Source organism: Ruegeria sp. CDSC045 (genome assembly GCF_059610725.1).
This window is the reverse complement of record NZ_JBXWOE010000009.1, coordinates 37,293-50,386: the sequence shown is the minus strand read 5'-3', so window position 1 is coordinate 50,386 and position 13,094 is coordinate 37,293. Positions and strand designations below refer to the sequence as shown.

At 58.1% G+C, this 13,094-nt stretch carries 15 protein-coding genes; 7 read left to right on the top strand and 8 right to left on the bottom strand.

Features of this window, described 5'->3' with window-relative positions; all coding sequences use genetic code 11:
• The first annotated feature begins 35 nt into the window (after nt 1-35).
• Complete coding sequence (locus tag AC2FH6_RS15410) at nt 36-611, top strand: DUF1285 domain-containing protein (protein WP_281995727.1); 576 nt, start codon at nt 36-38, stop codon at nt 609-611.
• Here the strand turns inward: AC2FH6_RS15410 and AC2FH6_RS15405 are convergent.
• Nucleotides 594-1,538 carry a DMT family transporter gene (locus AC2FH6_RS15405; protein WP_496703440.1) on the bottom strand — a complete coding sequence of 315 codons (945 nt, stop codon included), beginning with the start codon at nt 1,536-1,538 and terminating at the stop codon, nt 594-596. The genes AC2FH6_RS15410 and AC2FH6_RS15405 overlap by 18 nt on opposite strands.
• Before the next feature lie 178 nt (nt 1,539-1,716).
• Here AC2FH6_RS15405 and AC2FH6_RS15400 point away from each other — a divergent pair, with 178 nt between their 5' ends.
• Nucleotides 1,717-2,472, top strand: coding sequence for a hydroxypyruvate isomerase family protein (locus tag AC2FH6_RS15400; protein ID WP_496703438.1), 756 nt, complete (start codon nt 1,717-1,719; stop codon nt 2,470-2,472).
• 71 nt (nt 2,473-2,543) lie between these two features.
• Nucleotides 2,544-2,774 carry a DUF2798 domain-containing protein gene (locus AC2FH6_RS15395; RefSeq protein WP_142638700.1) on the top strand — a complete coding sequence of 77 codons (231 nt, stop codon included), beginning with the start codon at nt 2,544-2,546 and terminating at the stop codon, nt 2,772-2,774.
• Nucleotides 2,775-2,816: 42 nt separating this feature from the next.
• On the opposite strand, the gene polA is transcribed toward AC2FH6_RS15395, so the two are convergent.
• The 3 genes from polA to AC2FH6_RS15380 all read right to left on the bottom strand — a co-directional run bounded on the left by polA (nt 2,817) and on the right by AC2FH6_RS15380 (nt 6,744).
• Nucleotides 2,817-5,615, bottom strand: coding sequence for a DNA polymerase I (polA, locus tag AC2FH6_RS15390; protein ID WP_496703436.1), 2,799 nt, complete (start codon nt 5,613-5,615; stop codon nt 2,817-2,819).
• Between the two features lie 70 nt (nt 5,616-5,685).
• Entirely contained in the window at nt 5,686-6,153 is a 468-nt protein-coding gene (locus tag AC2FH6_RS15385; protein WP_496703434.1) for a hypothetical protein, read from the bottom strand.
• Between the two features lie 411 nt (nt 6,154-6,564).
• Nucleotides 6,565-6,744 (bottom strand): zinc-finger domain-containing protein, encoded by a 180-nt coding sequence (locus AC2FH6_RS15380; RefSeq protein WP_142638543.1) that lies wholly within the window; start codon nt 6,742-6,744, stop codon nt 6,565-6,567.
• An 87-nt stretch (nt 6,745-6,831) separates the two neighbouring features.
• On the opposite strand from AC2FH6_RS15380, the gene AC2FH6_RS15375 reads away from it, so the two are divergent.
• Nucleotides 6,832-7,824 (top strand): ABC transporter ATP-binding protein, encoded by a 993-nt coding sequence (locus AC2FH6_RS15375; protein WP_496703582.1) that lies wholly within the window; start codon nt 6,832-6,834, stop codon nt 7,822-7,824.
• Here the strand turns inward: AC2FH6_RS15375 and AC2FH6_RS15370 are convergent.
• Nucleotides 7,821-8,288, bottom strand: coding sequence for a DUF1203 domain-containing protein (locus AC2FH6_RS15370; protein WP_496703432.1), 468 nt, complete (start codon nt 8,286-8,288; stop codon nt 7,821-7,823). The two genes, AC2FH6_RS15375 and AC2FH6_RS15370, sit on opposite strands and share 4 nt — an antisense overlap.
• 165 nt (nt 8,289-8,453) lie before the next feature.
• On the opposite strand from AC2FH6_RS15370, the gene AC2FH6_RS15365 reads away from it, so the two are divergent.
• Both AC2FH6_RS15365 and AC2FH6_RS15360 read left to right on the top strand, forming a co-directional pair.
• A complete protein-coding gene (locus AC2FH6_RS15365) occupies nt 8,454-8,885 on the top strand; it encodes a group III truncated hemoglobin (protein ID WP_496703430.1) in 432 nt (143 codons plus the stop codon).
• A 112-nt stretch (nt 8,886-8,997) separates the two neighbouring features.
• Nucleotides 8,998-9,936: a DMT family transporter gene (locus AC2FH6_RS15360; protein ID WP_142638537.1), complete on the top strand. Its 939-nt coding sequence runs from the start codon at nt 8,998-9,000 to the stop codon at nt 9,934-9,936.
• 8 nt (nt 9,937-9,944) lie between these two features.
• Here AC2FH6_RS15360 and AC2FH6_RS15355 read toward each other — a convergent pair whose 3' ends face one another.
• Both AC2FH6_RS15355 and AC2FH6_RS15350 read right to left on the bottom strand, forming a co-directional pair.
• A complete protein-coding gene (locus AC2FH6_RS15355; protein WP_496703428.1) occupies nt 9,945-10,670 on the bottom strand; it encodes an NYN domain-containing protein in 726 nt (241 codons plus the stop codon).
• Nucleotides 10,671-10,765: 95 nt separating this feature from the next.
• Nucleotides 10,766-11,878 (bottom strand): S-(hydroxymethyl)glutathione dehydrogenase/class III alcohol dehydrogenase, encoded by a 1,113-nt coding sequence (locus tag AC2FH6_RS15350; RefSeq protein ID WP_496694302.1) that lies wholly within the window; start codon nt 11,876-11,878, stop codon nt 10,766-10,768.
• A 130-nt stretch (nt 11,879-12,008) separates the two neighbouring features.
• Here AC2FH6_RS15350 and AC2FH6_RS15345 point away from each other — a divergent pair, with 130 nt between their 5' ends.
• Nucleotides 12,009-12,296, top strand: coding sequence for an I78 family peptidase inhibitor (locus AC2FH6_RS15345; RefSeq protein WP_496678465.1), 288 nt, complete (start codon nt 12,009-12,011; stop codon nt 12,294-12,296).
• Nucleotides 12,297-12,330: 34 nt separating this feature from the next.
• Here AC2FH6_RS15345 and AC2FH6_RS15340 read toward each other — a convergent pair whose 3' ends face one another.
• Complete coding sequence (locus AC2FH6_RS15340) at nt 12,331-13,056, bottom strand: SDR family NAD(P)-dependent oxidoreductase (protein ID WP_142638532.1); 726 nt, start codon at nt 13,054-13,056, stop codon at nt 12,331-12,333.
• Nucleotides 13,057-13,094 lie beyond the last annotated feature (38 nt).

The following is a 13,094-nucleotide window of genomic DNA, read 5'->3' as shown; positions in this document are numbered from 1 at the left end:
GAAGTGTATCGCGCGAAAAGGAAATGGCAAAAGTAATGAGCGGACAAATCCCTGTGACACCTTCTCCTGATGGCATTGCGGCATCAGTCAAAGCCGCGAAAACACGGGATTTACCCCCTGTTCACCTGTGGAATCCCCCGTTTTGTGGCGATCTGGACATCAGGATCGCAAAAGATGGTTCTTGGAGTTATTTAGGCTCGCCCATCAACAGGTTCGAGCTTGTGAAGCTTTTTTCCTCAATTCTTAAGAAAGAAGAGGGCAAATATTATCTGGTGACCCCGGTCGAAAAGGTGGGAATCACGGTCGAGGATGTCCCGTTCGTCGCTGTCGACTTTGATGCCACAGGCTCAGGCGCGGCGCAGATTTTGACTTTCAGCACCCATGTGGGTGACACGGCCAAGGCCGGACCGGATCACCCGATCCGTGTTGAGTTTGATCCGAAGACCCAGGAACCCTCGCCCTATATCCTGATCCGCGCAAATCTAGAGGCGCGCATTGACCGCAAAAGCTTTTACCGGCTGGTCGAGATCGGCACCGACCATGAAGACTGGTTCGGGGTATGGTCAGGCGGTCAGTTCTTTCCGCTGATCCGCTCAGCCGATCTGGGCTGAGCGCGGCCTGCGATCCTGCGCCAGAACAACGGCGACCGCCACGATGCCCGCGCCCAGCGCGCGGGTTGAATTCCACTCATCCCCCAGCACAATCATGATCAGCATCACGTAAAATGGCGCGATGTTCATATGGAACGAGGCCAGCGCCACGCCCAGCTTTCCAACCGAAGCAACGAACAGGATCTGGCTCAGCCCCAGCGAAATCAGCGCGTAAATCCCCAGCATCCCGATCTGCTGCCCGTCAATCGCAACCTTAGGCACCACATCCATACCCAGCAGCCCAGCGGCAAAGCACAAGATCACGGCCATGGCAAAGCCCCCGATCAACGTGATCGTCGCGCGCCCGGTCTGGCTGAGTTCGGGGAAATCGCGCGCTGTGGTCATGCTGCCCCAGCTGAAAAAGACGACCGACACGACCGCGCATAAGGCCCCAAGGCCCAGCTGCGCCGGGGCGACGGCGCTGGTGGCGATCAGCCCGCCGATAATTGAAACCAGAACGCCTAGGCCAAAATTCCAGCTCAGCCGACGTGTGCCCGCCTTAAGCTCTAGCAGGGTTGCGATTAGTGGCGCGCAAGAGGCGATGATGACGACGGTTACCGGATCGGTCAGCTTTTGCGCCAGGATCAGCAGGAACATCGGGCAGCCAAAGCCAAACGCTCCGACGATCATGGCCCATCCCCATCTGGCCCTTAGAATACGGCTGGGACCGTCCAGCATCAGCCAGATCGGCAGCAGCACCAGAACCGCCAGACCCAGACGTGCCGCCAGCAAGCCCACTGGCGACCAGCTTTGCAACAAGACCTCTGCCGCCGGAAAGCCTGCGGCCCATGCCAGCATCGAGGCAACCGCCAACCCGTTGCCAGACAAGGCGGAGTTGCGGTTGGCGGACATAGAAATAGCGGTCCCGCGCACGGGGTCAGGGCTCATTGCCATGGGTCATACCTCTGGTCAAAGCGGCGCCAGAAATGATTCGCCGCATTGTCCCGAACGTCACTGAATTAAACTGGGTGATCTGGCCGATTTTCGACAATCTGTCGTTTTCAGTCCCTTTCGCTGAAATCACCCGACCGATATGGTCCGGCGAACAGACACGCAAAGGCCATCCATGCCCAAATTCGCTGCAAATATCTCATTGCTCTTTGCCGAACTGCCCTATCTCGACAGGTTTCAAGCTGCCGCGCAGGCCGGGTTCAAGGCGGTTGAGGTTCTGTTTCCCTATGATCTGGCTACCAAGGAAACCCGCCGTGCTCTGCTGGCTAATGGGCTCGACCTGGTGCTGATCAACGCGCCGCCACCCAACTACACCGGCGGCACTCCCGGATATGCCGCCGTTCCGGGTGGTGAGGCGCGGTTCCAGTCCGACATCCGCCGTGTTCTACGCTATGCTCTGGCGCTGCGGCCCGAAAAAATCCACATCATGTCCGGATATTCCTCGGGCGCGGATGCTATGGATTGCTTTGTTCAAAACCTGCAATGGGCAGCAGACCACGCGCCCCAACAGCCGTTCACGATCGAACCGCTCAACCCGGTGTCACAGCCTGAATATTTCCTGAACTCTTACGATCTGGCCGCCGAGGTTTTGGATCGCGTGAACCGGCCCAATGTTGGCCTGCAATATGACAGTTTTCACGCCCAGATGATCCATGGCAACGCGTTGCAGGTCTGGCAGCAGTTCCAAACCCGCATCGTGCATGCCCAGATTGGAGCGGCACCGGATCGCTCAGAACCCGGCCGTGGCGAAATGGATTTTGCCGAGCTATTCCGAGCGATTGATGACAGCGGCTACACCGGCTGGGTCAGTGCCGAATATCAGCCCTCGATCCAACGTACCGCCGAGACGCTCGGCTGGATGCACCTTTGATTGTCCGCTCGCACTGGTATTACCCGGAAAAATGGCGCAGATCATTGCCACCTCACACCAAGGATGTCCGGATGATCCCTGCCCGCTATGCCCGCGCCCTGTTCAGCCTGATCATGTCAGGCATGATGTCCTGCATCGTCACCGGTATCGCCACGGCCAAGGCCGTCGGCTTCGGTCCCGCGACGCTGGGCGACTGGATGGGCTCATGGGTTTTCTCCTGGCCCATCGCGTTCACAGTTATCCTACTGCTGGGCCCCAGCGTGCAACGGATGGTCAACCGCATGGTCAGACCACAGGGCTGACCCGCCGCGAAGAGGGCCCGCAGGGCTTGATGAACGGCGGCGCTAGTGCGCCTCGGCCCAATTCGCGCCCTGTCCCGCATCAACGCTGAGTTTCACATCCAGTTTCACCGCTGGGTCCGAGGCCCCCTCCATCACGTCGCGCGCCGCGTCGATCAGCGGGTCAACGGCGTCCTCGGATACTTCGAACAGCAATTCGTCATGCACTTGCAGCAACATTTTCGCGGGCAACCCATGGATCGCATCCGGCATCCGCACCATGGCGCGGCGGATCACGTCGGCCGCGGTGCCTTGAATCGGAGCGTTGATCGCTGCCCGACGCGAAAATCCGGCATGCGGCCCCTTGGCATTGATTTCGGGCGTATGGATTTTGCGCCCGAATAGGGTCTGCACATAGCCATTCTCTTTGGCAAAGGCGACGGTGTCGTCCATATAGGTCCGAATGCCGGGGAAGCGTTCGAAATAGCGGTCGATGAAGCCCTGCGCCTCGGCCCGTGGAATGCGCAGGTTGCGCGCCAGACCAAAACCCGAGATGCCATAGATCACACCGAAGTTGATCGCCTTGGCCTGACGGCGAATATCCGGCGTCATCTCATCCAGCGGCACGTCGAACATTTCGGACGCAGTCATGGCGTGAATGTCCAGCCCATCGGTAAACGCCTGCTTCAAGGCCGGAATATCGGCAATATGCGCCAGAATGCGCAGCTCGATCTGGCTATAGTCGAGGCTGACCAGCACATTTCCCGGTTCGGCAATGAACGCCTCGCGGATGCGACGACCTTCCTCGGTGCGCACGGGGATGTTCTGCAGGTTCGGATCGGTCGAGGCCAAACGACCCGTGTTCGCCCCGGTGATCGAATAGGATGTATGCACCCGGCCCGTATCGGGGTTGATATGGGTCTGCAGCGCGTCCGTATAGGTCGATTTCAGTTTTGATAGCTGCCGCCAATCCAGCACCCGACGCGGCAATTCATGCTCGGTTGCCAGATCTTCAAGGATATCGGCACCGGTCGAGTACTTACCCGTTTTGCCCTTTTTGCCGCCTTCCAGACTCATCTTGTCGAACAGAATCTCGCCCAGCTGAGCGGGGGAGCCGACATTGAAGCTTTCACCAGCCAACTCGTGGATTTCAGCCTCTAACCCGGCCATTTTCTGGGCAAACGCGTTGGACATGCGGCTGAGGACATCGCGGTCAACCTTGATGCCATGCATCTCCATTTCGGCCAGAACCGGCACCAGCGGGCGTTCCAACGTTTCATAGACGGTCGTCACCGGCACCTGGTGCAGTTGCGGCTTGAACAGTTTCCACAGACGCAGCGTTATATCGGCGTCCTCGGCCGCATAGGCGGTCGCTTCATCAATCGGAACCTTGTCGAAGGTGATCGCGGATTTGCCGGATCCCAGCAGCGGTTTGATCGGAATCGGCGTGTGGTTCAGATAACGCTCGGACAGGGTGTCCATGCCATGCCCATGCTCGCCGCCATGCATCGCATAGGACATCAACATCGTGTCATCAATCGGCGCCACATCCACGCCATAGCGGGCAAAAATCTTGGCATCGTATTTCATGTTTTGCCCGATCTTGAGGATCGACGGGTCCTCTAACATCGGTTTTATCAGTGTTAGAGCCTGTTCAATCGGCATTTGCCCCTCGGCCAGCGCGTCCGAGCCGAACAGATCGTCGGTGGCGCTTTGACGATGGATCAATGGGATATAGCAGGCCTCGCCCGCCTCGATGCAGAGCGAAATGCCAACCAAATCTGCGATCATCTCGTTCAGCCCGGTGGTCTCGGTGTCCACTGCAACCCAGCCACGCTCATAGGCCTGGTCTATCCATTTCTGCAAAGCCCCCGCGTCGCGGACGCATTCATACTTCGACGCGTCGAATGGAATGTCTTCAGCCTCGGCCACATCTGCAACGGGCGCAGGCGCGTCTGCAATCACCGGTGCCTCGGCCCCCAGCTTGTCCGCTATGCGCTTGGTGAGGGTGCGGAACTCCATCTCAGCCAGAAAGCCCAGCAGAGTGTCCGGTTCAGGGTCTTGCACCTCAAGATCGTCTAAGGTGAAATCCAGCGGCGTGTTCTCATCCAACTGCACCAGTCTTTTCGACAGCTCAATCTGGTCGCGTTTGTCGATCAGGGTCTGGCGGCGTTTGGGTTGTTTGATCTCTTCGGCGCGGTCCAGCAGGGTTTCCAGATCCCCAAATTCATTGATCAAAAGCGCCGCCGTCTTGATCCCAATGCCCGGGGCCCCCGGCACATTGTCCACGCTGTCCCCGGCCAGCGCCTGCACGTCCACCACACGTTCCGGCCCGACGCCGAATTTCTCGAACACACCATCGCGGTCGATGCGCTTGTTCTTCATCGCATCCAGCATTTCGACCCCATCGCCGACCAGCTGCATCAGGTCCTTGTCGGAACTGACGATCGTGACGCGACCACCGGCCTCACGCGCCTGTATGGCAAGGGTGGCAATGATGTCGTCGGCCTCATAGCCCTCAAGCTCTTTGCAGGCGATATTGAAGGCGCGGGTCGCCTCGCGGGTCAGCGGCATCTGAGGGCGCAGATCCTCGGGCATGGCCTCGCGATTGGCCTTGTAAAGGTCATACATATCGTTGCGGAACGTATGAGAGCCCTTGTCAAAGATCACCGCCACATGGGTCGGCGCGTCTGGCCCAGTGTTCCCCTCGACATATTTCTGCAGCATGTTACAGAACCCAGACACGGCCCCAATCGGCAACCCATCGGACTTCCGCGTCAGCGGCGGCAGCGCGTGATAGGCCCTGAAGATAAAGGCCGATCCGTCAATAAGATGAAGGTGACACCCTTTTCCGAAATTGCTCATGCGCGCGCTCCCTGTCGGTCAGGGATGGTTCTGCCACAGGGGCGCACGGGTGACCAGTACAGAAGGTGAACTATCCGCCGAACAGGCCGCCAAATACATCCGAAAAGCTGTTGAGCAGCGCCATGATGACCAGCACACCGAGGAAAGCGAAAAACGCAAAAGCAAAGAACTGAAACAGGATTGCGCCGATGCCGATTGCGATACCCGCAATGGCCGGGCGCAGTTTTTCGTGGCGCAGAATGCCTATGGCCGACAGGATGACGGCCAATCCTCCCAAAAGGGCTACGCCGATCTGCAGAAAGTCGTCCAGATCACGGACCCGGGCCACCGGCTCGGGTTGGTCCAGCCCGGCGGCCGAGCGCAGGGTGGATTTTCCAAGCTCGGCTGCAAGCGCCCCCAAAGACACGCCAGTCGATTGTTGCGGTGCGAATGGCCCGGCCCAGAACAGGAACAGGGCGCCCAACAGGGCCATCGCGGAAACACTAAAACCAATCCATCCGAAGACCGGTTGGTTGGTATTTTGGATACTGGCGTCCATCAACACACTTCCTCCATTGAGCCGGCGCAAAGCTATCGTCAGAACACGACATTAGTTGGGCAGGTTAGACCTTGCCGGATTGGTTTATCAAGCGGGACAAAGTGATCGAGTAAGGCAATGGCATCCTTGTGCCGAAGTCTTCATTCGCAGCCCACAGCACCTCACCGGCCCAGACATGGCAGGTTCGCAGCGCGTTGAAACGCCCTCTGGCCTTAAAACTGATTTCGGTCGAAAAAACCCGGCACCCAGGAGGCCTGTAGATCGGCCCGCTGACCAGGTGATTTCGATCGTATCATCGCCCTGCGCCCGATTTCCCGATCCGGTTAGAAGCATTCCGATAGCGGCGGCCAGAAAATAGCCAACAGCTCCAATGATCAGGCAGAGGTCAAACCTGCCCGCGGCTTTGCACAATCAGGCGCTGGCCTCGTGCCCTTTTAAGACAAATTTGCAGTCGCAATAGGGGCATTCGACCCAGCCGGTGTCTTCGGGGATCTGTAACCAGACACGTGGGTGGCCCAATGCACCTTCGCCGCCATCACAGGCGACACGAGAGGTTTCGACGATCTTGGTTTCCGGCGCTTCGATTGTCACGGCTGGCGATCCTTCACTGGTTGTCGGCCTCGCGGGCATGCATTAGGTGCGTTTATGAGCGATGAGCAAACCGGGGGCAAGAGCCACATGGACAATGCGGCAATCAGGATCGAAGGGCTGCGCAAGACCTATCGCGGCAGCAAGGGCCAGCCTGAAAAGCAGGCGCTGAAGGGCATCGACCTGACAATCCCGCGCGGTTCAGTCTTTGGATTGCTGGGGCCGAACGGGGCTGGGAAATCGACCCTGATCAACATTCTGGCCGGGTTGGTGGTGAAATCTGCAGGCCATGTGTCGATCTGGGGTCATGACCAAGACCGCAACCCGCGCCAATCTCGCGCTGCCATCGGCGTTATGCCGCAAGAGCTGAACCTGGACCCTTTCTTTACCCCGCGCGGTGCTTTGGAGGTTCAAGCTGGCCTATATGGTGTACCAAAGGCGCAGCGGCGCAGTGATGAAATCCTCGAACTGGTTGGCCTCAGCGACAAGGCCGAGGCCTATGCCCGCACCCTGTCCGGCGGGATGCGGCGCCGGTTGCTGTTGGCCAAGGCTTTGGTGCATAACCCCAAAGTGCTGGTTCTGGACGAACCCACAGCGGGCGTGGATATCGAGCTGCGCCAAATGCTCTGGGCCAACGTGCGCAAGCTGAACCAGCAGGGCATGACCATCATCCTGACGACGCATTACCTGGAAGAAGCGCAAGAGATGTGTGACCAGATCGCCATCATCAATCATGGCGAAAAGATCGCACAGGACAGCACGGCAGACCTGCTGAGCCGCATGGATGGCCGGACGATGGTAATTATTCCGGATGGCCCCGTCACTGAACTGCCTGCGGCCGAGGGAGTCGAGGCCACACTGCGCGACGATGGCAGCCTGGTGCTGCGCTATCGCAGTGCCCAGACCAGTGCCGAACAGGTTCTGGAATCCGTCAGGGCCGTGGGCATCCGCATCCGCGACGTCCGCACCGAAGAAGCGGATCTTGAGGATGTGTTCCTGGCCCTGACCTCGACCCGGGCTGGCGATGTCCCGGCAGCTGATCTTGATCAGCCGCGCCGGGGATTGCACCGGGTTAAGCTTTAGGCGCGGTCGATCCGCGCGTGATAGCAGTTATTCGACGCGGATCTGATGTGGATATAGGCGACATCCGCGCGGGCAAAGATATCCCCGGCAGCGTTTTGCAATTCCGCCTGCGGCGTAATGATCCCGGTGCCGTAAACAATCCTGTCGTCCGATCCGTACCCTTTAATCAGATAATTGGGTGAGGCGGTCAGCGCCTCGGGCAGGTTGGTGAGATCCTCATAGCGCTGACAAGGCTCTACACAAAGGTAAATCGGCCCGGTTTCAGCAAAAGGTTGTGTCGCTGGAAAGGGCCGGTGGGCCAGCACCAGCATTTCCTTTCCCTTGGGAATATAGGTCAGGCAATGACGGCAGGGGCTTCCTTCCCCGTCCGATAACGCCCGTTCGGGCGGGTTGCCATAACCATCAGGCGCACCTTGGCGATAGGCCTGAACCTGCGCGGTGGGGAGGGCTGATATTTTGTGCATGTTAGGTCTCCTTCTTTGTACAAAAGATGCCTGACCCGGCGAGGGGAACCGACCCGTTTCCTGCGCAAACGCTTCTTTGAGACAGCGCGACATATAGGCGCCGTGGCTTGACAGCACGGGCTACAATCCGATCTGAACGGGACGCAATTCAGTTTCGGAACGCCCATGTCCAAACCTACCTCTCCTGCCCGCCCAGGAATTCCTCCGAGGTTTCCCGCCACCGCTGAACAGATCATGTCGCAGGTGAGCGCATTCTACGCCCGCGTCCGGCAGGACGAGGCACTGGCGCCGGTCTTTGCAAACCATGTCAGCGACTGGCCCCCGCACGAGAACAAGATCGCCGCGTTCTGGCGCAACGCCATTCTGCATGAGCGTTGTTATGACGGAAATCCGCAGCGTATCCACATCGAAAGGCCCGATATCAGGCCCGAATTGTTCGATCATTGGCTGGACCTGTTCGAGGAGGTGGCCCATAGCACCCTGCCTCCCGAGACCGCGCTGCCCTGGGTGGCGCTGGCCCGGCGCATCGGCGTAGGGATGAAAGTGGGTGTACAATCCGCGCGCCAGCCAAAGGACGCGCCACCGATCCTGCGATGATCTCAGATCATGACCGGTAGTCATGTTAGCGGTAAAATAAGGGCTATCAGACTCTGAAAAATGGGTTTATGCAACGGATGAACCCACCATTCCGCTGCCCAAGGTCAGACCCATGAGCACTCAAAACACCACCCTCAGGGGCCTTGGCTATGCGTTTCTGGGATTTGCTGTCTTTGCCAGCCACGATGCGCTGATCAAGGTGCTGGGCGGAACCTATTCGGTGATGCAAATCATCTTTTTCGCCACGCTGTTTTCCTTTGTACCGATGGCCGTGACAATCCTGACAGACCGCTCTACCGGCAACTTCCTTCCGCACCATCCCTGGCTGGTCCTGCTGCGGTCGGGGTTGATGGTCACAGGCATGTCCTGCGCATTTTATTCCTTTTCGGTCCTACCTTTGGCCGAGGTATATTCACTCCTGTTCTCTTTCCCGCTGATCGTCACGGTCCTGTCGATCCCCATATTGGGCGAGGTGGTCCGCGCCCAGCGTTGGGCCGCGGTTGGCGTGGGCCTGATCGGCGTGTTGATCGTTCTGCGCCCGGGTACCACGGACATCACGCTAGGCCATCTGGCGGCGCTGACGGCCGCATTCTGCAGCGCCTTCGCGTCGGTTCTGGTCCGTAAGATCGGCAATGAGGAACGCTCGGCCGTTCTGATCCTTTATCCGATGCTGCTGGCCATAGTGGTCATGAGCATCGCGCAACCGGCCGTTTATCAGCCTCCGTCCTTGTTGCATCTGGCCATGATGGCACTGGTCGGAGTATTTTCTGTCATTGCCCAACACCTGATTATTCTGGCTTATCGTGCCGCGCCAGCGGGGGTCATCGCCCCCAGCCAATACAGCCAGATCATCTGGGCCACGATCTTTGGCATGGCGTTTTTCGGCGAAAAGCCAGACGGCTGGGTTGCCGTCGGCGCCAGCATCATCATCGCATCTGGTGTCTTCGTCGTCTGGCGCGAGAGCCGGTCGAACACCACCTCGACCAATACCCCGGTTTTAAGGGTCCGCTCACCCCGATCGGATACAGGGGCGACGCGGCCGGGGGAATGAAGGTAGCATCAGGTCTCTTTGCACCTTATCTTGAAACCGCCATTTATTTTTCCTTCCTCAAAACGATCAATGGCGCGTACAAGATCACTCAGCCTTTTGTGGCCATAAGTGCGGGCATCAAAATCCGGGTACATCTTTCCAAGCTGACTTCCAACAAACGAAAGACTTGCCCAGCCATCGGCTTCATTGGTGTTTAGAACAATATTGCGGATCAATTGATAGGCATGGTTCAGGTTATGCTTCGATTTCGGGCTCTCGCCCTTTTGGGCTTTTGCCGCGCCGGCATCGGGCTTCTCAATATTTTCAATATAGATGAACCGATTGCACGCTGCCACAAAGGCCTTGGGGGCTTTGCGTTCTCCTATTCCGAACACATCCAACCCCTGCTCGCGTATCCGACTGGCAAGGCGCGTGAAGTCGCTGTCTGACGAGACCAACACAAAGCCGCTGAACCGACCCGAATGTAGAATATCCATGGCGTCAATGACTAAGGCAATGTCGCTGGAGTTCTTGCCGGATGTGTTGGCGAATTGCTGATGCGGAACGATGGCGTATTCGGCCAGAGATTTGGCCTCCCATCCCTGCGGTGATCCGTTCGAGAAATCCCCGTATATCCGCCTTAAACCAGCCTCACCGAGCGTGGCAATTTCTTCGAAAATCTCTGCTGCATGTTTTGCAGAGACATTGTCCGCATCGATCAGAACCGCCAGACGGTCTGTCTTTCCTGTCGTCACCTGAAATCCTCAACCTTAAATTTAATTCATAGTGAGGAATGTAAGACCCAAAAAGGGCGAGCAAAAGCCCGCCCTCGGAAACTATTTCGGTTTTCTCAGTAAACCACAACCGAGCGGATGCTTTCGCCCTTATGCATCAGGTCGAACCCATGGTTGATGTCGTCCAGGCCCATGGTGTGGGTGATCATCGGGTCGATCTCGATCTTACCTTCCATGTACCAATCGACGATCTTGGGCACATCCGTGCGGCCACGGGCGCCGCCAAAGGCCGTACCGCGCCAGGAACGACCAGTGACCAGCTGGAACGGGCGGGTCGAGATCTCGGCCCCTGCAGGTGCCACGCCGATGATGATCGATTCACCCCAGCCCTTATGGGCAGATTCCAGCGCCGTGCGCATCACGCCAACATTGCCGGTGGCGTCAAAGGTGTAATCCGCGCCGCCTTTGGTCAGGTTGACCAGATAGGGCACCAGATCGCCTTCAACCTCAGCCGGGTTGACGAAATCGGTCATACCGAACCGGGTGGCCATTTCCACCTTGGAGGGGTTCAGGTCGACGCCGACGATCTGGTCGGCGCCTGCCAATCGTAGACCTTGAATGACGTTCAAACCGATGCCACCCAGACCAAACACAATCGCACGGCTTCCGATTTCAACTTTGGCGGTGTTGATCACCGCGCCGATGCCGGTGGTCACACCACAACCGATATAGCAGATCTTGTCGAAGGGCGCGTCCGGGCGCACTTTGGCAAGCGCGATTTCCGGCAGGACCGTGTGGTTGGCAAAGGTCGAGCAGCCCATGTAATGCAGGATTGGATCACCATCCAGCGTCGAGAACCGAGAGGTGCCATCGGGCATCAACCCTTGGCCCTGCGTCGAACGGATCGCCTGACACAGGTTGGTTTTGGGATGCAGGCAGTATTCACATTCGCGACACTCGGGGGTGTAAAGCGGGATCACATGATCGCCCGGCTTCAGGCTGGTCACGCCCGGGCCGACCTCGACCACCACACCTGCGCCTTCATGGCCCAGAATGGCGGGGAACAGGCCTTCGGGGTCTGCACCCGACAGGGTGAATTCGTCGGTGTGGCAAATGCCGGTCGCCTTGATCTCGACCAGAACCTCGCCCGCCTTGGGGCCTTCGAGGTTCACATCCATCACTTCCAAAGGTTTGCCGGCCTGAACGGCGACAGCGGCACGGGTGCGCATGATGTACTTCTCCCAGTCAAATTTGGCCTGACCCTGCGTTAAATGCAGGGTTTTTTCAACTGCGCTTTGATGGCAGCAATGCTAAATATTTGATATTACAGAAACGACATTGCCAGAAAGAGGAGCGCCAATGCGCCGTTTGACCCCTGTTTTGATTTTGCTGGTCGCATGTACGGAGTCGCCCGCTCCTGAGGACGCGCCACTGCCACTTGAACCCGCCCCGGTCGATTTGGCTTTTTGCAGAGGAGAGCCATTTGCCGATGCGATTGGCAAGCCTGTATCGACCATTCAGTCGCAATTACCCGAACGGTCGCGCGTTTTAGGCCCCGATGACATCGCCACACAGGATTATCGCATCGACCGGTTGAACGTCTTTGTGGACGGCTCGGGGATCATACAGAATCTGACCTGCGGTTAAGCCTGGCAGAAGCTCAAAACCCCAATGTTAGGGCCTATCTTCCGCGATATATCACCCAATCCGGCAAATAGCCCACAAGGCGGATCAGCCATGAAAACGGCGCTGGGAAGTCTGTGCGGAATCTGTGGCGGGACATTGCCCGAACCACATGCTGGGCCGCGCCCTGAGGCGTCATCAGCATCGGCATCCTGAAACTGTTCTTTTCGGTCAGGCGAGTCTTGATGAAGCCGGGATTTACGATCCGAACCGTGACGCCCGAACCCGCCAGATCATGCCGCATGGTTTCTGCCAGTGAAATCAAAGCCGCCTTGCTGGCACCATACCCGACTGCAGATGGCAGGCCATGATAGCCGGACAGCGACCCGATCAGCGTGATCTCCCCCTGCCCGGCCTTAACAAACCCAGGGAGTATTTCGCCCAGAACCCGCAAAGCGCCCTGAAAATTAACATCGGACATCCGAAGAGCGGCCTCGGTGTTCCACTCGGTGCTGCGCATCGGGTCATAAGCCCCGGCATTATAGATAAGGCCATCCACCTTTCCGGCAGCGGAAGCGGCACGTCGAACAGAGTCTAAATCGGCGACATCGCAACGAATGGCTTTTGAATTTGGCAGAATGCTGCAGATTTCATCCAGGCGTTTCGCGTTTCGCGCCGACAGGATCACCCGGGCGCCGCGATTGCTTAGAGCCTGCGCCAATGCACGACCCAGACCTTCGCTTGCGCCGACTATCCAATAAGTTTTCCCGTCAAAGCTGTTCATGCCGACCATTTCTGAATTGTGTTATTTCAATACGGTTA

Excerpts from the sequence above, each read along its gene's own strand:
- AC2FH6_RS15385 (WP_496703434.1), bottom strand. The coding sequence starts at position 6,153 with ATGGACGCCAGTATCCAAAATACCAACCAACCGGTCTTCGGATGGATT.
- AC2FH6_RS15360 (WP_142638537.1), top strand. The coding sequence starts at position 8,998 with ATGAGCACTCAAAACACCACCCTCAGGGGCCTTGGCTATGCGTTTCTG.
- AC2FH6_RS15400 (WP_496703438.1), top strand. The coding sequence starts at position 1,717 with ATGCCCAAATTCGCTGCAAATATCTCATTGCTCTTTGCCGAACTGCCC.
- AC2FH6_RS15340 (WP_142638532.1), bottom strand. The coding sequence starts at position 13,056 with ATGAACAGCTTTGACGGGAAAACTTATTGGATAGTCGGCGCAAGCGAA.
- polA (WP_496703436.1), bottom strand. The coding sequence starts at position 5,615 with ATGAGCAATTTCGGAAAAGGGTGTCACCTTCATCTTATTGACGGATCG.
- AC2FH6_RS15405 (WP_496703440.1), bottom strand. The coding sequence starts at position 1,538 with ATGAGCCCTGACCCCGTGCGCGGGACCGCTATTTCTATGTCCGCCAAC.
- AC2FH6_RS15350 (WP_496694302.1), bottom strand. The coding sequence starts at position 11,878 with ATGCGCACCCGTGCCGCTGTCGCCGTTCAGGCCGGCAAACCTTTGGAA.
- AC2FH6_RS15365 (WP_496703430.1), top strand. The coding sequence starts at position 8,454 with ATGTCCAAACCTACCTCTCCTGCCCGCCCAGGAATTCCTCCGAGGTTT.
- AC2FH6_RS15370 (WP_496703432.1), bottom strand. The coding sequence starts at position 8,288 with ATGCACAAAATATCAGCCCTCCCCACCGCGCAGGTTCAGGCCTATCGC.
- AC2FH6_RS15345 (WP_496678465.1), top strand. The coding sequence starts at position 12,009 with ATGCGCCGTTTGACCCCTGTTTTGATTTTGCTGGTCGCATGTACGGAG.
- AC2FH6_RS15395 (WP_142638700.1), top strand. The coding sequence starts at position 2,544 with ATGATCCCTGCCCGCTATGCCCGCGCCCTGTTCAGCCTGATCATGTCA.
- AC2FH6_RS15375 (WP_496703582.1), top strand. The coding sequence starts at position 6,832 with ATGGACAATGCGGCAATCAGGATCGAAGGGCTGCGCAAGACCTATCGC.
- AC2FH6_RS15410 (WP_281995727.1), top strand. The coding sequence starts at position 36 with ATGAGCGGACAAATCCCTGTGACACCTTCTCCTGATGGCATTGCGGCA.